Annotated in this window: 16 protein-coding genes; 1 reads left to right on the top strand and 15 read right to left on the bottom strand. The window is 43.8% G+C overall.

Going from position 1 to position 19,460, the window contains the following annotated elements; translation table 11 throughout:
• Nucleotides 1–7 precede the first annotated feature (7 nt).
• From DXC10_RS12005 to DXC10_RS12075, 15 genes are all read right to left on the bottom strand, one after another.
• Nucleotides 8–1,972 (bottom strand): outer membrane insertion protein, encoded by a 1,965-nt coding sequence (locus DXC10_RS12005; RefSeq protein ID WP_233519937.1) that lies wholly within the window; start codon nucleotides 1,970–1,972, stop codon nucleotides 8–10.
• Between the two features lie 23 nt (nucleotides 1,973–1,995).
• Nucleotides 1,996–4,299 (bottom strand): hypothetical protein, encoded by a 2,304-nt coding sequence (locus tag DXC10_RS12010; RefSeq protein ID WP_233519939.1) that lies wholly within the window; start codon nucleotides 4,297–4,299, stop codon nucleotides 1,996–1,998.
• A 47-nt stretch (nucleotides 4,300–4,346) separates the two neighbouring features.
• The gene (locus DXC10_RS12015; RefSeq protein WP_233519940.1) at nucleotides 4,347–4,928 is read right to left on the bottom strand and encodes a DUF3575 domain-containing protein; all 582 of its coding nucleotides are present in this window, start codon (nucleotides 4,926–4,928) and stop codon (nucleotides 4,347–4,349) included.
• A gap of 6 nt (nucleotides 4,929–4,934) precedes the next feature.
• The gene (locus DXC10_RS12020) at nucleotides 4,935–5,972 is read right to left on the bottom strand and encodes a fimbrillin family protein (RefSeq protein WP_101543235.1); all 1,038 of its coding nucleotides are present in this window, start codon (nucleotides 5,970–5,972) and stop codon (nucleotides 4,935–4,937) included.
• Nucleotides 5,973–5,993: 21 nt separating this feature from the next.
• The gene (locus DXC10_RS12025; RefSeq protein ID WP_117737926.1) at nucleotides 5,994–7,274 is read right to left on the bottom strand and encodes a fimbrillin family protein; all 1,281 of its coding nucleotides are present in this window, start codon (nucleotides 7,272–7,274) and stop codon (nucleotides 5,994–5,996) included.
• A 380-nt stretch (nucleotides 7,275–7,654) separates the two neighbouring features.
• Nucleotides 7,655–9,058 carry a fimbrillin family protein gene (locus DXC10_RS12030; protein WP_117737927.1) on the bottom strand — a complete coding sequence of 468 codons (1,404 nt, stop codon included), beginning with the start codon at nucleotides 9,056–9,058 and terminating at the stop codon, nucleotides 7,655–7,657.
• Between the two features lie 36 nt (nucleotides 9,059–9,094).
• Nucleotides 9,095–10,591, bottom strand: a complete 1,497-nt coding sequence (locus tag DXC10_RS12035) for a hypothetical protein (protein WP_233519942.1) — start codon at nucleotides 10,589–10,591, stop codon at nucleotides 9,095–9,097.
• Nucleotides 10,588–11,928: a hypothetical protein gene (locus tag DXC10_RS12040; protein WP_117737928.1), complete on the bottom strand. Its 1,341-nt coding sequence runs from the start codon at nucleotides 11,926–11,928 to the stop codon at nucleotides 10,588–10,590. The genes DXC10_RS12035 and DXC10_RS12040 overlap by 4 nt, the downstream gene beginning before the upstream one ends.
• On the bottom strand, nucleotides 11,925–13,304 hold the full coding sequence (locus tag DXC10_RS12045; protein ID WP_117737929.1) for a DUF3575 domain-containing protein: 1,380 nt from the start codon (nucleotides 13,302–13,304) through the stop codon (nucleotides 11,925–11,927). The genes DXC10_RS12040 and DXC10_RS12045 overlap by 4 nt, the downstream gene beginning before the upstream one ends.
• Nucleotides 13,305–13,545: 241 nt before the next feature.
• Nucleotides 13,546–13,734 carry a hypothetical protein gene (locus DXC10_RS12050; RefSeq protein WP_101543241.1) on the bottom strand — a complete coding sequence of 63 codons (189 nt, stop codon included), beginning with the start codon at nucleotides 13,732–13,734 and terminating at the stop codon, nucleotides 13,546–13,548.
• A 42-nt stretch (nucleotides 13,735–13,776) separates the two neighbouring features.
• Nucleotides 13,777–14,154: a VOC family protein gene (locus tag DXC10_RS12055; protein ID WP_101543242.1), complete on the bottom strand. Its 378-nt coding sequence runs from the start codon at nucleotides 14,152–14,154 to the stop codon at nucleotides 13,777–13,779.
• A gap of 14 nt (nucleotides 14,155–14,168) precedes the next feature.
• The gene (locus DXC10_RS12060; protein ID WP_117737930.1) at nucleotides 14,169–15,236 is read right to left on the bottom strand and encodes a DUF4468 domain-containing protein; all 1,068 of its coding nucleotides are present in this window, start codon (nucleotides 15,234–15,236) and stop codon (nucleotides 14,169–14,171) included.
• A gap of 41 nt (nucleotides 15,237–15,277) precedes the next feature.
• Nucleotides 15,278–16,015 (bottom strand): MBL fold metallo-hydrolase, encoded by a 738-nt coding sequence (locus DXC10_RS12065; RefSeq protein WP_117737931.1) that lies wholly within the window; start codon nucleotides 16,013–16,015, stop codon nucleotides 15,278–15,280.
• 80 nt (nucleotides 16,016–16,095) lie between these two features.
• The gene (locus DXC10_RS12070; RefSeq protein WP_101543245.1) at nucleotides 16,096–16,800 is read right to left on the bottom strand and encodes a pirin family protein; all 705 of its coding nucleotides are present in this window, start codon (nucleotides 16,798–16,800) and stop codon (nucleotides 16,096–16,098) included.
• A gap of 71 nt (nucleotides 16,801–16,871) precedes the next feature.
• A complete protein-coding gene (locus tag DXC10_RS12075; RefSeq protein ID WP_117737932.1) occupies nucleotides 16,872–17,873 on the bottom strand; it encodes a 2-hydroxyacid dehydrogenase in 1,002 nt (333 codons plus the stop codon).
• A 227-nt stretch (nucleotides 17,874–18,100) separates the two neighbouring features.
• Here DXC10_RS12075 and DXC10_RS12080 point away from each other — a divergent pair, with 227 nt between their 5' ends.
• Nucleotides 18,101–19,426, top strand: a complete 1,326-nt coding sequence (locus DXC10_RS12080) for an OmpP1/FadL family transporter (protein WP_101543247.1) — start codon at nucleotides 18,101–18,103, stop codon at nucleotides 19,424–19,426.
• Nucleotides 19,427–19,460 lie beyond the last annotated feature (34 nt).

Here is a 19,460-nt window from a genome sequence, read left to right on the forward strand (position 1 = left end):
ACTTCCTTTAGAATGAGAAGCATGTGCCTGCACGTAGCGCTATTACGATGTCGGTACCTTGGATACTACTTTGTTTCAACAGTTTTTTACCATAGATTCGTATTAATGGTTCCAGAAAGACTTTGAAACGGGAACTGACCTTGTAAGATGTCTGTACTCCCAACTCTCCTCCCATGAATAACTTGCTTTTATTCATGTCTTCGTCAGACACTTCGTCTGACGGAGCTAACCTCATGGAAGCTACCAAGCCCGCCAATAGTTGTACGTCGTACTTTCGTTCGGCATCGAATCCCATCATCAGATTACTTAAATTCAACAGATAGTCTACACTACCGCTTACCATATTGTAACTGGCTGCTCCCCCCTTCATGTCTACGGACAACGGACTAAAATCTACCGCCACCCGTGCCGATGAGATAGGAGTGAAGATACGTCCTGCCGCCAACATTGCCTGATAATTGAAATGACGTTTCAATTCGTAACGTTTAGGTTCCACCGGGATGGTAAAGCCTGCTGAACCACTGACGAAGAAAGAAGGTTTAAAGTCTTCTAAAGATAGCGAACGAGCCATCCGGCTTTCTTCATTCGACCTGCGTATTTCAATACCTATATTGATATTGAACAGATTATCCGTATATTTCTTTGCCAAATACCTGTTCTCCACTTTTTCATTGGTTTTTAAAGAATATGAAGCCATTGTGGTACGCGGTTCTATGAACAACGATACATCGTTGAACAGCTTGTACTTCAACTGCATGCCACCCGTGATACCCGTATATCCCCCTTTGGCGGGATGATATCCGCTTTCTTTTCTGATAAGTCCCAGTTCTCCACCAGCCAGCAGATTTATAGAGAACTTGGGGTCGGTTTGGCGTCCATTGAAGAAATATGTGGCATCCAACATGCCTTCCAGACGTCCACCCATATACGTTGACATTTCATAGAATTCTTCTTGAGGAGTGGTTTCGGTGGCTACAAGTACCTTTTTATGCCATGTATCGGCTGATTTAAAACCAGATAACCTTAGGCCAAAAGCAGGTATCAGCCACTTTCCCACGGACAGGCTGAAATGTGGCCCGATGGAGTTCGTCAACCCTATTTCGTCAGTTAAGCGTGATGCCTGTATTTGTCCGCCGGCAGCGAAACTGATGAATGTGTTATCTGGAAATTTATCTCCTTCAAGTGTACGTATTTTTCCGAAAGGTTTCCATGCCTTGAAACGGTAATTCATGCCCACTATGGCACCGTAGGTCATATCATATTTATGCCAGTTTTTTTGGAAAGAGTGATCTATTCCGTCACTTAAAACGGTGAAACGTGGCTCTATAAAAAAGTCTACTTGCGCTGTGGGGTGTAGCTTCAGTTGTATGCCCAGATGTAATTCACCTACATGTTCCGCATTACCTGCCAGTGAGGAATATTGGTAGCCGATACCTGCCACGGTCAGGAACTCAAAAAGGCGTCCGGGATTATAACCGCTTGTATAAGTGGTTACATTCAGCAAGTAGTCCAGTTGCAAGCCGAACCGCCGCAATGTCTCGTTGTCTATTTTCCGGGCGAGGTTCCCGGCAAGTAGCGATGCTCTCACAGTGTGTGAGGGTGCAAACTGCCAGTTAGCGGCAATGCCGCCGATGGGACCTGTACTGAAGTCGGCGCTACCGCGCGGTACCATCTTATCCATACCTCCGAACAGGGAAATATAGACATTGTTTTTCCATAATGTGTCAAAAGGTACGGCATCGGGATGGCGGTAACGTTTGGAAAATATTTCCTGTGTGGCGTCGAAACCGGTATTGTCCGTACTTGTGCTGTCACGGTGCTGTTCGGATTGCGTTTCCAGTTGTTTTTGCTTCTCCGGTGATATCGGCTCTTTCGGTTGTTGTGCAACAGCGGGTATTGTTCCCGTCAACAACATTCCGCAAAATAATGCGATTAGTTTCCCCATCCTCCCCAATATGTTTTTATGTTTCATATCTTATACTTCAATCTTCACGTTTAATAGAGTTTCCATCCTCCCTCTTCAAAATAATCCATGAATTCCTTACTGATTTCACCGTCATTGGTAGCTATTTTGTGGAACTTCTTATCTTTCTGGATAATGGCGTCCAGTATTTTACACGCTTCGTCAAAATCCAATGCATTGTCGTAACTCCATTCGTATAGTTTCTTGCTTCTTATGAAAAGTACCAGTTTCAAGTATTGCTTCAGTGAACTGTCGGGGATGGAGTCCAGAGCTGTTTCAGCTTCCCGGTTGTATGGGTCTGTCTCCATGGCCATACACATTACGACATTGTTCATGGGTGAGGAGTTTTTTACTTGTTGGAATACCTTTTTCCGTTCTTCAGATTCTTTTATATTGGCTGCTCCCCGGTAATCATAATATCCACCCAGACAGTTGGCAAAAGCCTTGATCATCTGGAAACGTTCGGTGTCGGGCAATTTGTCGGCCAGGATACTGGCATCTTCAAAGTTGTAGGCACGTATGTACATTGCCAATTGGTTGGCGACGATTGTTTCGGGGTTTACTTCTGTCTTTATCACACTGATACCGTCGTTGAAAGTATCTATCATGTTCACTTTGCGGGTGATGTCTATCAGCGGTTTCAGTACATCCACGTCGAAAGTGTCGCGCCGCAGAAGCGCCACGGCAAGATTGTTGGCGGCAAGTATCCATGGCTTTTCTTGCCCTTTCAGGTCGTAAGCCATAGTCTCCCTGTAAGCACGCCTGAATATCTTTTCCGCTTCTTTCGGATCTTTCACCATCTGGAAGAGGTGCCAGTATTCGTAGCGGGTAAACGACTTCTTGCCGTCCCGGTAGTCAGGGTCATTTTTGTAACGTTCCAGAATTTCGTCAGGATTCAGTTCACGGAAGATCTCATGCTTGTATTCGTATTGGACGGTACGCAACTTAGGTAACCGGTCTTTGATAACGGTGGCGTAGTAGGGGAGTCGTGATACAGCTGCAAACTGTGCGTCCGGATTTTTGTATTTTTGAGTGATCGCCCTGATGTCGGCGGCTTCGGCCTTTAAACTGTCTTGTTCCAGCAAGTCCGCCACTTCGTCCCAAGTGGCTACGCGTGTTTCGTTGGGATGTTTAAATACCCGTTTCCATTTCTCGGGTGGAATAACGGAGGTGATTTGCTGCAGGGCGTATGCGGTACGTCTTCGGGCAAGATCCAGGTTACTGGCATAACGTCCTTCGGGAGAAGATATACCTGTAATCTTGAATTCTTTCAGGGTGGTTCCTTCTCCATTGACAATATTCATCAAATCGGTTTGCAGTTTCTGCATCTGGGCGATATTGGTAGAGTCTTCAGGATCAAGTTCCGCCTTCCCCACAAGGAAAGTAAGTGATATGTTTCCGGCAGTGTTGCGTCGTTCGCGCCGGGGAGTTTCTTTATATTTATCGGGGTCTAGTTCAAAGTCGGGGAATGAGAATTCCAGAAATTGTAGAGGACGCTTTATCTTGCAAGTCGTCAGTTTCCATTCGTCCATATAGGTGGGGTGGGTGTAGTCGGCAATGATCACTTTGGTGAGTACGCTGTATATGCGTCTTGGATCGGGTATGGGTACTGAATCTTTCACAGTCAGGTCGAAACGTTCTTCGTTGAGGGTACGACGTTGGCTGATGAAGGCGGCGAGTTTATCGTTTTTCATATTATAGGCCATACGTCGGTCTTGCGTCAGGCCATATTCTTCACCGTCTATCACGGTAGGTTCGATATAACTTACCGTGTCCTCCGTAGTGCAATCCACTACGTATGGTTGCATGATAAGCCGCCGGTTGGGTGCTCCGTAGTTGCTGGGTATACCAATGGAATTATCCACAATGAGTTTGTTACCTACAATTTTGCCTGCTACAGGTTTGGGTTGCGGTTTCTTGCTTTCAGCTACAACTTCTACCTCGTCCAGGGCGATACCACCGTCAATGGAAAGATCGATCGTTTGTTTGTAGTTCACTTCGCGCAGTTCGCTTTTCATCGCTACGCGGAAGATGAGCGCACCGGTTTCGGCCACGCGTATCTCGTAATATCCATCGGCTCCTGCCACGGCATCAGCATCAGACATCATAGTACCTCCTCCGCCTTCCAGTTGTTTCAAGGCGTCGCGTGCGGCAGCCACCGTATTGAAGGCGAATACATATACCTTTTCTGTTACGGGAAATGGCCGTGCTTTCTTTTCGCCTTCGGGCAAGTTCAGTACTTTACCTGAAACAATGGAGATTTCTTGCGCCACCGTTGTTTGAAGCGTAACAAAAGCCATAGCCATACAAAATAGAATTTTACCCAATTCCTTCATATCCTTTTATATTTTTTAGCTCATAACTCTCACTGTTCTATTTACAGTTACTTTAGTATGTACGAAATTGACACTCCCAGCTTTATTGGCAACAGTTTATATCCGTTGGCGTTGGCTTGCGTCACGCCGTTTTCAACATAATCGTCCAGATTGTCGGTTTTGTAATGTTGTTTCTGATTGAAGTATACGGCACCGAAGCCTCCGTAAAATTCCACATTGAGACGTTTGTTCAAATTGAGTGCATAACCAAAAGTAATACCTGCGCCAAAGGCGTCACCTTTATAAACTTGTTCTCCCCATGTGATGTCGTAGGTGGTACCCAGAGCTGCTATACCTACATATTCGCGAGTCATGGGACGACCGTTGAACCAATAGCGGTATTCGGGTTGGAACCCCAGTATCTTGGCTTTGTTGCCATAGATGTTGACAGAACCGAAAGCGGACAGGTCGATACTGCTTCGTTCGCCCACAACAAATTCACAACCCGCATTGGGTGCCATAGCGGCAAGCATCAGTCCATTGGTCTTTATCGCTATTTGCTGGGCATGCAGGGCAGGGGCGGCGCAGAGCAAGAGCAGCGTGGCAAACACCAGTTGCATGGAACGGAGGAGGATCTGTTTCGGTTTCATTTCTTTCTATCTATTATAATCAATATCTTGATTTACATCATTATCCCAATCTATCAATGAAGAATGGGCCTGATTATCAGGGTTGAACTTGATATGTAATGTTTTTTGCATACCGGCTGTCAAGGTGATGACGGGACCGCTTGTAGCTTCATACACGATGTATTCCGTACCATTGGCGGTTATTTTTATTTCTTCTATGGCATTATCGGTAATCGTGGCGGGTGGAATTACGATGTGAGAAAACTGTGCTTGATCAGTGGTGTTACTGATTATGGTTTGTGACGGATCATAACCTACGGTAAAAGTCTTTGTTGAAGAAGCTTCGGGGGTTATTTTACCATCTGTCAGGTTCATGTAGCCATACTGTCCGTTACTGAAGGTCACGGCGATGGAGTTCAACTGATAGCTTTCAGTAGCAGAAGAGGTAGATACCAGAATGTTCAGCTTTGCCAAAGCATGCTTGAAAATGAAATAGGCATTTTCATTGAGAGGATTATCGGGAAGGGGCAGTCTGTAGTGATGAATAGGGTCATCGTAAGCATAGAGCAGGTCGGTGGCTGCATGTGTCCAAGGCTCGGTATTCCAAGGACTCTCAGTAGGGTTGTCGGCAAGATCGCTTTTTACGGGGATACCTACCTTACCATCCGCCATCACCTTTACCGATGTTGTATAGGGGCTGTAGGCATAGAGAAATGCCTGTTCCCTTCCGGCAGGAAAGTAGACTTTGGCGTGATCCGGATTACTCATTGCTCCATCTGCGTCTGTAACAAACTCCCAGTTATCGATGTAGGGATTGTTTCCTGGCAAGTCGCCGGAATTTCGCATACCGTATAAACCTATCCTACTACCATTGGGCATCAACATAGTGGCATCGGCGCGCGTCACCTCCACACTTATCTCTGCCAGACTTGCGTTCAAGCGAATCTCCACCGGTTCCTGCTCCCCGTTACCGGGGAGGGGAACCAATGAAGTTTCTTGTCCGCATCCTGACAACAGGAGCATGAAACTTAAGAGAGAGGATATGTTTACTATTTGTTTACTCATTACTTGATAGTTTGTTCTCTTTTATTCTACGGGAATGTCGATTGTTTCGTCAGCACCCCAAGGAATCAGTTCAGCGGTAGCTTCTACTTCCTGCAGGGCGTAGATGCCGAGGCGGATATTGTAGCTCTTGCCTTTTTCGAAGCCTTTTCCAACATTTTTCAGTTCCACATCGAATGTCTGGCTTTCGGGCTGTACACCATTGTCGCTTGCTTTGGGAACTACGGTCAGGCTTACGGTGTAGGTTGTATGTGGCTGCACGAGCAGATAACCTCTTATGGTAGGTGTTTCTGTTTGTTCCGGTACAAAAGCTTCGGTAACAACAGCATCGTTGTCGGGGTTGAGTATCGGTAAGTCTTGGGTTCCGGATCCCCATACCAGTCTGTTGGCATTTTCTGCCTGTAAGTCCAAATCCACAGTGGTGGGATGGGCCTTCAGCTTGATGTCCTTTACCGTTAGTTGTCCGGCAACTGCGGCCTTGTCGGCATCGCTTTGGTTTTTAGCCACTACTACGGAGAATTTCAACCATACCAGTTGGTGTTCGAAGGCCAGGTTGGGAATCCAGGGGTAGTCTTCTTTTCCGGTACTGCCACCCGAGTTCAGCTGTTTGTGGTACTTCAGTTGGCGGATGTATTTGGCGTTATAACCTTTCAACACCTCCGTGTTCATGGTTTGGGAGTCGTCTGTATAGATGGCGCCCGCCGGTATGTCCTGTGCCGAAGCTTTGCAGAACATGATATCCTGTGAACCATTGAAGTTCGTATACGAAATCTTGGAATCTGTTGCACTCACGCTTTCGCCTGTCACATAAGGTGCATATCCGTAGAAGTCGTAGTTATATTTTATTTTCATTGGGTAGTAGTACACGCCGCCCCATGTCGTTTTTCCTTTCAGCGTGATTTTGTTGAGTTGGTCTTTTTGGGCACCGTCTGCCTTCGATTTCTTCTCGGTGCTGCCGATACCTTCGATGTTGTTCAGCAAAATGCCGTAATTGTCTGTATCGCTCCATCCTGCCTTGTCCGAGGCCAGTGCAAGGATACCTACGGTGTTGGGATTTGTGAGGGAACCGGAAAGGTCGTAGAAGAAGTTGCTTCCGTCATCCTTTATCGGTGCACGTGTGATGATTGCATCGGCTGCCGTGTTGTCCGTACCGCCCAGTTGTATTACTACCTGTCCGTCCGGACTTATCCAGTCGTTGTCGGTGACTTCTTGTTTCGGTTCTTCACCGACGGGGTCATTGTCTTGCGAGCAGGCTGTCGTCAATGTGGTGGCTGCCAATGCCCATATCCAGATGTTCTTTTTCATAATCTTGAGTAATGAGTTTATTAGTCGTAAAACATGTGTTTTTTATCTTCTGTTAATAGAAACCCGCGTTTCCTCTTGCAGGGAACGCCCGTTTCTTCGAAGGGAAACTCCCGTTTCCTTAAGGAGAAACTGTCGTTTCCATAGAGGGAAACTGTCGTTCCCACAGTAAGAAACCGTCGTTCCCTTTAGGGGGAACGGAGTTGCCGTTGGTGGAGAACGTCATTTCCCCATAGGGAATACTTGTTATCTTTGAAAAAGGGTGTTGTCATATCGGGCGGACGAAGTTCTCTTCTCCCTTGATTGCGCAGGGAGAAGAGGGACTCCGGCTACGCCCGTTGTGACATGAATAGTTTCCGTGCTATGCAGGAAAATGGCAGGGATTATTCGGCGTCAATGTCGAAGTCGCCACCTGATACCCATTTAGCAAGTTCTGCTGTAATATCGATTCTTTCGAAAGAGAATACTTTGATATTTACGTTGTAAGAGTATCCGGCTGTGAATACGGTTTGTTCTCCTACTTTATTTTGAACACTGCTGAATGGCAATGTATAATTTACGGTACCTTCTTTAATTTTGTAAGTTTTGTTATCTCCAGTGGGATATCCTTCTGTATCGACAACTTTCTGCCGGAGTTTGATTTCCAGTGTCAATTCAGTGTCTCCTTCCGGAATCATCAAGCTTTCTCCTACCGGAGTCTTGGTTGAATACGTGTCGGCTCCTCCAGGGAAAGAACCTGAGTGGTCTTCACCTGAAGCGTCGAAAGCAACGGGAGCGGTGGCTGTCAAGGTTTGCATGGCATCTCCACTACGTTCTTGCAAAGCTAAATCTGACGTAGCTGATTCTGTTGTAGCGGCTGCATACGGATATGTTTTTCCCCCTTCTACTCCGTCAAGAACAATATTCATACCTGTCTTGACGTTTTTGATGGCGATACTTACAACTTCAACGGCAGTGCTGGATTGATCTTCAGCTTGTGCTTCTGCTGATTTGTTCTCTACCCATGCGCCTGAACCTCCGCCAGCTGTTGCATCCCAATAGTATTTTGCTGCGTCGGCTTTTGCTGCGGTAACAGAGAAAGTCAGTCGGGTGAGCAAGTGCTTGAACTCCAGAATAGGCTGTATGCCTCTACGTGCAGCCCATGCGCTGAAGCCTCTTTCCGGATCGGCTGCATTGAATGCGGTGATGTCACCTGCTTGTACACCGGGATAATTGGCTTCGCTTACTTCTTTGGTTTTTGCACCCAGCAAGTCCTCGGCTCCTGTAATGGTAATTCCAGTTACAGTTTTGGTAGCGTCGTCAAGGTTAGCTGATAAATCGTCTATATGATACCCGTAGAAGTCCATGTTGCCGGTAGGGTTGTAATATACGGCTTGGATGGTGCTTTGGTCTTTTAGGATATAGATACTTTTACCGCCTTGCAGTTCATTTCCTGATTGAGTTCCATCCCATGTCTGGGTCGGTGCCTTGAAAGTCAGATTATTAAAGATATACTCTTTCGGTTCGGTTGTACTTTCACTGTTTGTTGTCTTGTTGGTCGTTCCTTTGTCGTAAGCCACGACATGCAAGGTCTGCCCTTTCCACAGATTGGTTTGGTCCGTCATACCGCCTACCGTACCGCTGGAACGGGTGTTTACACTTACCGACGGGGCGTTGATGCCCAGTTCGATGGCTGCCGGCTTGGTGTTGTTGTCATCCGGATTGGGAGCTACCGCCGGATCATTGTCCTTAGAACAGCTGCTCAATACTGCGAGAGCCATTGCTGCATAGAAAAAATGCTTTTTCATAATCACATAAATTAAAATTAATAATAAAAAAGATATCTAATTCTCGAATTCTCCTTCTCCTATGTCGATGTCGAAATCTCCACCGTTTACCCACGAAACGGGTTGTACGTCTATCCGTATGTCCTGCGAACCGTGTACGCTGGCGGTGATGGTGTATTCCCGGCTACGCATAAATCCGTAGTTCAGGAAGTTACCGGTGTTGTCTTTGTTAATGATGATGTCTTTCAGGTTATGTGTCACAGTCGCCTTTACCGGTGGTACGCTTTCATCCCCGTCGCGGTAGTACTCCGTCTCTATGATGAGGCGGGCATTGTTTCCCGGTGGCGCCAGAAAGGTTCCCCCTTCCAGTTCGGTAGGCTTGTTCGTTTCTCCCTCTTCCACAGGTGGGTGCTTGGGGTGGTAGAGGGTGCCGTTTTCGTTCGTCCAGGTCTTTACCCGCCAGGCCGCTTCACCGTTTTCGCCTTCAGAGGGGTCACGGGCAAGTAATTCCGCACGTTCACCGTTTTCGGGAAAGTGGGCACCGAGTTGGTTGAGATCATAAGCTGCTACAGTGAAAGTTCCTTTGTGTACTGTTTCCAGCCGTACGGATTTAATACGTATAAAGTCGGAAGTTCCACCATTCAATACAGAACGGAACTTCACTTTCACGTATGCCATCTGATGTTGCATGCGTATGATAGGCCAAAGATTGAAATAGGCGGTATAGGTACTGTAATAATAAGTCTTTACTGTCTTCAACTCGTCGGGGTGCAATTGTTTCAGGCGGTTTACCAGTTCCTGATAGTCTCCGTAGTTCTTGTCGGGAGTCTTTTCAATCTCACTGATCAGTGTGCCCAAGTTGGTTGCGGAGGCGCACATCAAGTCTTGGGAACCGTCTACGGTGACGTCGAAGCTGATGCGGTCGGTAGTGCGTTGCACATCGCCTATCTGGGCATCGTCATAGCAGTAGGCGAAGAAATTGAACGGGTCGAGTTGTTGCTGTGTACTGTAGTAAGGGGCATTGGTGGTACTTATCCAGTTGACGAACGAACCGTTTCCTGCATAACGGGCACGCTTGCCGTGCTCCTTGCATTGTTCGGGACTGAGGTAGGGGTAACCGTTCTTGTCCCTTTGGGGATTGGCGGCATCTTGCATCATAGGTTCGTCGCAACTGCCGTCTACTAAACAGTAACGTTGATTTATGTCGTCAAGGCGGTGGGTGGTATAGACATTGTCACCGGCATTGTCGCGTCGGAAAGCATAGATGAAAAACAGGCCTTTCTGCATTCGTTTGCCGTAGTTGTCGGTGTCGGTGGGATCGATGACTCCTGTACCACGTGTCAATACATTGTAGACAGGGTCGCAGAAGGCCACCATCACAGGTATCTCGTTTTTGTCACCGGGAAAATCCGGTTCATCGGGGAGGACAGGTGTTTCGTCACCGGTGTACAGGTTGCCGCAACTGTAAAGGGTCAGCAACAGTACAAATGGCAATAAGAAACGAATTCTCATTGTATTGAGTGGGCTATATGTAGGTGATAATCGGTTTATCATATTTCAATGTCAATGTCTCCATCCGGATTAGTTGGGTCAGCGGGAATCCAACCCATACCATTGTCGTCGGGTACTATCTGGTCTTTCTCTATGATCAGTGGGAGATCCACTTCTACATTCACGTCATCTTTGCTGTAGCGCATATAGGTCTTGCCGTTGCGTATCTCGACAAGGCGTTCCGCTATCAGTTCATCCCGTATGTTGATACCGGCGTAGATATAGCGTCCAGTTCTTTTGGGACTTCCTGTTTCGTCTAATACCTGGTTGCCCTTGTCGTCCAGCAGGTCGGACCATACCTTTACGGCTACCTGTACGATGCCCGGACCGTTGAGATGGTTCTTGCTACCGCTGGGAATTACTCCCAGTGTGTTGAAGCGGGCGGTACAACGGTAGGTGTCTTCTGACTCTTTCACAAAGTCTTGTTGTGTGTCGTCTTCTCCGGTGCGAGGTTCTATGTCTTGCTCGTTTTCCGGTTTCACTATCTTGTACGCCATGCGGTAGAGCTTGGTGGTGTCCAGATAGGCTTCGCTGATGTTGAAACGTCCGCATATTCCGGATAACTCTACGATAGGGGAGTCAATGTCGTCTATGTCTATCTTTTCTCTATTTTTATTTGCTTTTAGTTGTATTTTGAAAGTAATGTTTACCTTCAGACTGATACGTTGCATATCGAAGTCAATGATGGTTTCTTGTCCCGAATTGACATTGACCCCTTTCTTCACGGCATGATAAATGGGTGTGGTAATATTTTCCAAATATTCATAGTTGGGATTGAAGTCTGGCAGGTCATTGTCATTTACGATGTCAGGTTTCTTGTTCCCCATACTTTTGATATGTAGGTAGAGTTCGTTTACCCTGGTTTGAGTATTGTTGATGTAGTTTTCTAAATTGTCTATCTCAATAGCAGTTCTTTCCGCTGTTTCAGGTTCAGATATAGGGACTGTACCTTCTCCCTTAGTATTGGCTGATATTTTCTGGTTATTGATGGCGAAGATATTGTATTCTCCACCCCGCAAGTAAAATGTATGGTTACTATTTGCTTCACTCTCTGAAAGTTTGGAGGAGCTCTGTTGATAGGTGATATTGTTTTCTTTAGTGGGGTCCTTAGAAGTATCAGCTATACCGTGAGTACGCCAAGTGTTGATGATACGACTTGCCACAATGTTTACTTCGTCGGGAATATCTGCTTTATTGACGTTATTCCAATTGAAACGTGCACGCACATTTGCTACGTGCGGATGTTCTACTTCCGGACAAAGTTCTACAGAGGTACAGGCTGATATTCCACATAGCGTGAAAAGTAGCGTCAGGAGATATGTAAGATACTGTCGCTTCATTCCATGCCCTCCTTTTCTTTAGTTCCTGTTTCGATGGGAGAAATGGTATCGTCTTTTGGTTTTACAGCCTCATTCGTTGTAGTGGATACATCGTCTTCTTGCTTTGTATTCTTTCCGTTTTTGTTCTTTTCCTCTTTCTTTTCCTTATTCTTATTCTTATTTTTTTCCTTATTGGCTCTCCGTTTTACTTTTTCTGCTTCTTTGGCTGCCCGTTTTATTTGTTTGGCAGTATCTTGTAATACGGCCTGCCGTTTCAAGGTTTCCTCGTATTCTTTCAGAGTTTTGCGCAGGACTTTTTCTTGTTCGGAACTCAGTGAGTCGGACAGTTGTATTCCTAATGAGTCGGCTACATGTTTACGTAATTTCTCTGCAGCTTCTTTCTCTGCTTGCTGTATACGTTCTTCCTGCATAAGTTTCCATTGCTTCAACTCTTCTTTGTTAAGTAAACTGTCAGGACTACTTCCGCCTTGCTTGCGTATGGCATCGGCAATGGAGTCAATACGTAGACGCATTGCATTAATTTTAGCATTGATGGCATTGCGTTTTTCGCTGCGTATCTGTATGCGGCGATAAATAGATTCTTTGTATTTGTCTCCAGCTGATATAAAGCGATAGACAAAAGCAATACGTAAGTCGGTCGGTACAGGAAATGGTACAAGGTGTCCTCCTTTACTTTTATCGGTGAGGTGTGGATAACAATTACTTTCAACGTCATGGATATAAACATCGTATGATGTATAGAGCAGACCGATGGAACCACCTAACTCTAAATCTATGTAGTGATTGCGGTATCCATAAAGCGGAGCGGTATAGCCAACACTGATACCTGCACCATAGGCGGTACCTTGTTTACCTTCCTTGCCTATCTTGAAATTATAGCTTGAAGCATTGGCATATACTCCCCAATAATAGGCACGATTTTGACGGGGCTGTTTACGTTGAGTGGTAAATACAGTCTCTTTGAGACGTGTCATCAAGTTGGTATCTTTCGTGACTCCACCACGTTGACGAGTGCGGAAATATTGTCGCCATTCCACACGAACGTCAAAAAGATTGAATACTATTGCCGGTTTATATTTTTGGCTTGTGTTCCAGTTCCATTTCAGATTGGTGCTGATGGTACGCTTGTTTCTGATGGTATTACCTAAATCAAACTCTACGCCAATATTAGGTATTGTCAATAACCAGTCGACTGCGTTTGTTTTAATCCCCCAACGGTTCTTGAAAGAGATGACTTCGGCTTTTGCATCTTCTTTTTTACCGCTCGTTACTTGCGCATATACGTCGTTCAAAGTTATTGATAAAAGAAAGCATACTACTATAGTTTTAGTTAAAAAAAAGTAGAGCCCTTTTTTCTTATATTGTGATAAAATCACTTTTTTTAAAATAAGTTTTTTTGTTCGTTTGCGGCATCAAAAATAAATGCTTTATTAGTATATGCAAAACTTTAGATTAACTTTTTTTGAGGGAAATGCTTTTTTTAACGTTCTATATGCAAAAAAGTGTGTTGATTGAATAAATTTGTCACTGTTTTCCGTGACAAATTTATTAAGGTAATAAAAAGAAAAGTGTAAATCCTATTCTAAGAATTTACACTTTTCCATTAAAAAAATATTTTTACTTTCCTTTATGCCGATTTGCACGTTTCTTACGGATTTCTGCTTTCATCTTTGCGGCTCCAGAGCCGTGCAGACCGGTGATGTAGGTCTTCTTTTTGGCTTTAGTTTTTATTTTGTTTTCTTCTTTAGGCTTGTCTTTCTTACCTTTGAAAACAATACCGCCCATCATTGCTTCTTCTATACTCATTATGAATTGGTTGATCGTTGATAATTAATGATTAGGCCACCGTTACTTTACCGGGAGGATTTCAATCCAATAATCATCCGGATCATTGATGAAATACAATCCCATGGTAGTATTTTCAAAACATACCCATCCATTTTCTTTGTGATATTGATGCACGGTTTCGTAGTCACCGGCTACACGGAAACAGAGATGACTTTCATTTTCTCCGAGCTCATAGTTCTGCGGATGATCTTTCAAGTAGGTTAGTTCTAATAGGAATCCTGTGTTACCATCGGTTAGATAAACCAACGTAAAAGAGCCGTCGGACGACTCTTTTCGGTGGTGTTCCTTGAGCCCCAATGCTTTTTCGTAGAAAGCAATGCTACGTTCCAGATTGGTGACGTTGATATTGAAATGATCAAATTTACTTTTTATTTCCATACTGTAATGGGAATTTATTTAATGGTTGCTTTTATTATTTCACCTACGTAGGTTCTCGGCATTCCATCCATGGCGGCAGGTGAAGGAAGTTTCTTGCATTCTAAGATAACGGATGGCTCGTCTTTTCCGGTAGGATAGAAACGTATAGTATACTTCTCAGCATTCTCCATTTGTTCGTAAGGTTGGTCGGGTGACAAGATACTGAAGACAACAGGTTTATCGTTGACTTTGCCCAATGAACCACCAGAGTTGGCTGTCATCATGGTCATGTTGAACGGTTCATTACCGATAACAATTACCAGTTTGCCGGCTCCTGTTTGAATAGCGTCAGCAGATAACTCGCTGGGAGCAATAACCTTATATTCAGCTGAGGTGGTAGGAGCAGCCGGAGTAGCAGGTACAAGTGGAGTAGCAGGAATAACTTTCTTTTGAATAATTACCGTTGTTCCGGAGTTTACTATCGCTTTTTCTGCTTTCTTTTCTTCTACTTTTTCTTCTACCGGAACTGTTTCTGTGGAGGTACTTAAAGCTTCAGCTGCACTTAAACAAAGCTCATCAACAAAATCCACCGTTTTTCTACGCCATTTGGCAAGTCCACGTACTAATTTGGTTTTGGCTTTATTTAAAGCATATTTATCGGTGATCCATTCTTCAGCTGTATATTTCTCTTTTCCGTCTCGATAACTAAAACGGATTTTTTCTATCTCGAGGATACATTTTTCCGGTAAAGCAATGATAGATGCAAAATAGTTAATTTTAGTTCGGTCTAGTGATAGAGCGCTGGAACTAAATACAATCCATTCATCGCCAGTTCCCACGATTAATCCTTTCTCCTTATCAGTATAAACGATGCGACTGGTATTTTCATTTTTAGCTAACCGGCCAGTCAGCCATTCCATCATACGGTTGTAGATTTCTTCCTGAGACATTCCAGGGATACTGAATTCTTTACTGAATACTACTTTACCGTCTACTTCGGGAACGGCTCCGGCTAAATATTTACTGTCGTCACGATCTGCATAGAGCATAGTGGGTAAACACAGGCAAAACAATGCCAAAAGAAGTTGTGTCAAATTTTTCATAATAGATATGTTTTATTTTAGTGATGAATTATAAACTTATGTTATTTCGGGAAAGGAAGCTCAAAACCCTGTCCCCGGTGGGATATTGTTAAGAAATGGCAACCGTGATTTTCAGCAAATGCACGAAATGCGTTCCCTCCCTGATAGTTCTCGCTAAAATGCATAGGCACAAAGATAGTATTTTTTATTTGTTCCACGAATTGTTCTGCGCCACGCATATAATCTTTTCCCATACGGTCGTCTACCGGAAACATGGTTACATCTAGTTGTGAAACTGTTTGTTGCAACAACTTCACCTCAGCAAGAAAATCACTTTCGGCCTTGTGTATTTCCTGCGGGGTAGATTCTTCACTCCAATGCCAGTTATTCAGGTCACCTGCATGAAACAGGCGGACATCTTGCAAGTCTATCAGGAAAGAAATGCCTACATCTGTAGAACCAAAAGCTTGAATACGGATATTGTCATCCTCATAGATGTCACCTTTATTGATATAGGTAGCATCTTCTGCTGATGCGCGCCGATGCTTCATTATATCTTTAGAGAAGATATAATGAATATCGGGTCGTTGGGTTTTCCATAAAAGAACTTCGCGGTTGAAGTGATCAGGATGAAAATGAGAAGAGAGTACATAGAGTACACCCGGTTTCTCCAGTAAATAATCATGTACGATTCCTTTGCCGGGCTCCTCTTCCGACGAGTCTTTATAGTAATCGATAATGACTGTCACTCCCTCCGCTTCAATCGCAAAACCACTATGATAAATGTAATCAAGTTTCATTTATGAGTTGAATTATAGTACAATATTACAAAAAACGCTACACATACTTCTGGTTTAGACTGTTATTTTATGTAAAAGTCTTACATAGGAACTTCAATTAGGAGAATATGCGCATCTTTCAAAATTTCCAGTTCAAAGCTGTTTGTCTCGTACACACCCATGCCGTCGCGACGGGAAAGCACCGTATCATCTATCTTGATTTCTCCTTCTATCAGGAAGATATAAACTCCGGCATGGGATTGATGCATGTGATAGCCTAACTTTTTGCCGGCTTCTATTTCTCCGATAGAGAACCAAGTTTGTTGAAGCAGTTTGGCAGGTGCATCGCCATCGGGTGATACGATGAGGGTAAGTTCATTTTTATGTAGGTAAGGGCGGATATCATAATCTTGATAAGCCGGAGGTGTATTCAGTTTTTCCGGCATTATCCAAATTTGAAGGAAGTCTACCGGATCGGTTTCGCTTCCATTCACTTCACTGTGATAGATACCTGTGCCTGCACTCATAGTTTGAATGTCACCTACGGTAATGGTACGGCTGTTTTGCTTACTGTCTCCATGTTTTAGTTTCCCTTTTAGCGGAATGGAGATAATTTCCATGTTTTTGTGAGGATGAGTTCCGAAACCTTTACCCGGAGCTACACTATCATCGTTCAATACACGCAGGGCTCCGAAGTTCATGCGGCGTGGGTTGTAATATTCATCAAAACTAAAGGTATGATGGCTGTCAAGCCAGTCGTATAATGAACGTCCACGGCTGTCAGCCTTGTCTATTACTTTTTTCATAATTCTGTGGTTTAAAATGGTTATTTTATATCAGTCGTAACAATCGGCCGATATAAAAAGATGCCGGAGCTTTATAATTTAACTTCATTCTCTAGCTTTTTATGGTTTATAAAGTCTTTGATATTCTGCAAAGTGGTAGAGGCGATGTTTGCCAACGCTTCACGTGTGAAGAAGGCCTGATGGGACGTAACAATGACATTATTGAATGAAAGCAGGCGTGCCAGTGTATCGTCGTCAATAATTTTGTCTGATTGATCTTCATAGAAGTATTCACTTTCTTCCTCATATACATCCAGTCCTGCCGAACCGATTTTTTTGTTCTTCAATCCTTCAATCAGAGCGTTGGTATGAATTAATTGTCCGCGTCCGGTGTTGATAATCATAACACCGTCTTTCATTTTACTGATGGAATAATCGTTGATGAGGTATTTGGTTTGTTCCGTCAGAGGACAGTGCAGGGAGATGATGTCAGAGTTATGATATAACTCATCCAACGTGGTGTATACTACTTGGTTTTCTCGGGCGAAGTTATAGTCAGGATATAAATCGTACGCAAGGATGTTCATACCGAAGCCACGCAGGATATGGATTAATTTTTTGGCGATCTTACCCGTACCGATGATACCTGCCGTTTTACCATACATATCAAAACCCAGAAGACCGTGCAAAGAGAAATTTCCATCTCGTGTGCGCCATGTGGCACGGGGGATTTTGCGATTTAGTGACAACATCAGGGCAACGGTATATTCTGCTACTGCATAGGGCGAATAGGCAGGTACACGTACTACTGTAATGCCATGTTCGGTAGCTGCTTTTAAATCTACATTATTATATCCCGCACAGCGTAAGGCGAGTAATTTAACGCCATTTTCCGCCAACTGCTGGATAACTTCTGTATCGGCAGTATCGTTTACGAAGATACAAACAGCATCTACGCCTTGTGTCAACATGACGTTATGTTTATTTAGATGTCCTTTATAATAACGGAGTTCAAAACCGAATTCTTGGTTTTTGTCATTGAATGAAGTCTCATCATAAGGTTTGCTACCGAAAAATGCAATAGTATATGCCATGATTTTCTTATTTTTAGAATTTTCTTATTCTTAAAGTAACGTATGTAAAGACGATAAAGTTCATTGAAATAATAGATGGTTTTCAATCCGCAAAGAAGAAACGTTTCTCTTGAAACAATTGATGTTTTCAATTAATTATCTTTCTATTATAAATAAAATGCACAAAAAAGTTTTTCATGTGCAATATTATTGTACCTTTGCGCCCGAAACAATTAAAAAAGATTTAGATGAGAAAAATTTCCTTGATTAGCATTGTGATGTTAATCGTTTCAATTCCAACTTTTGCAGGAGGCCTCCTGACGAATACAAATCAACACCCCGCATTTCTTCGTATGTTATCCCGTGGCGCAAATACTACCAGTGTAGATGCTGCTTTGTCTAATCCAGCGGGTTTGGCCTTTTTACCGAAAGACGGTTTTTATACGTCTTTGAGCATTCAGAGTGCTTTTCAAACAAGAAATATCGATGCTTCGTGTGAGGCTTTAGGTTTGGATAAGTATTATGAGGGTAAAGCGTCAGCGCCTGTTATTCCCAGCGTATTTGCTGCTTATAGGAAAGGAGACTGGACGATTTCCGGCTTTTTCGGTATTACAGGTGGTGGGGGAAAGGCTTCGTTTGATGACGGTCTTTCTATGTTCGATGCTATGGTAATAGCAGGATTGGCTGGCAATAATATTCCGAGCAAGACCTATTCGCTGAATAGTTATATGGATGGTAAACAGTACATTTATTCCGTACAGTTAGGTTTGACATATAAAATAACAGATTGGCTTTCTGCTTTTGCTGGTGGTCGTATGAACTATTTCAGTGGCGGTTATAAAGGAGCACTGAATGCCAGCGCTGCAGTTGATTTGTCCGGAGGAGCCATACCTGTTGGAACCGAACTTATTGGTATCGATTTGGATTGTAGCCAGACCGGTTGGGGATTTACTCCGGTCATCGGTTTAGATGCTAAATTGGGCAAACTGAATATTGGTGCAAAATATGAGTTCAAAGCTAACCTGAACATTGAAAATAACACTAAATTGAATTCGTTCCGGATGATAGGTGCTCCTGAAAGTGAATTAGAGGCTTACAAGCATGGTGTAAATACTCCGAACGATATTCCTGCCATGCTTTCAGTAGCAGTTGCCTATGAGTTTCTTCCTGTATTGCGTGCATCGGTAGAGTACCACTTTTACGATGATAAAAACGCTGGTATGGCTGATGGTAAACAAAAATATCTGACTAAAGGAACCAATGAGTATCTGGCAGGTATAGAATGGGATGTAATCAGCAGATTGACTCTGAGCGGTGGGCTACAGTTTACAGATTATGGTCTGTCTGATAATTATCAGTCTGATACCAGCTTCTCATGTGATTCTTACTCTTTGGGTATAGGTGCAAAATTGCAACTTTCGGAAAGAGCTGATTTGAATGTAGGTTATATGTGGACCAACTATGACGATTATACAAAAGTCTCTACAAATTACAATGGCACTGGATTGTCCGGTACAAATGTATACAGTCGTACTAACAAAGTTTTCGGTCTTAGTATAGACTATCGTTTCTGATATTTATTTCATAATCCGACCTTTATATAGAGAG

Origin of the sequence: Bacteroides sp. OM08-11 (genome assembly GCF_003438665.1) — a bacterium.
In the GTDB taxonomy this organism is placed as follows: Bacteria; Bacteroidota; Bacteroidia; order Bacteroidales; family Bacteroidaceae; genus Bacteroides; species Bacteroides cutis.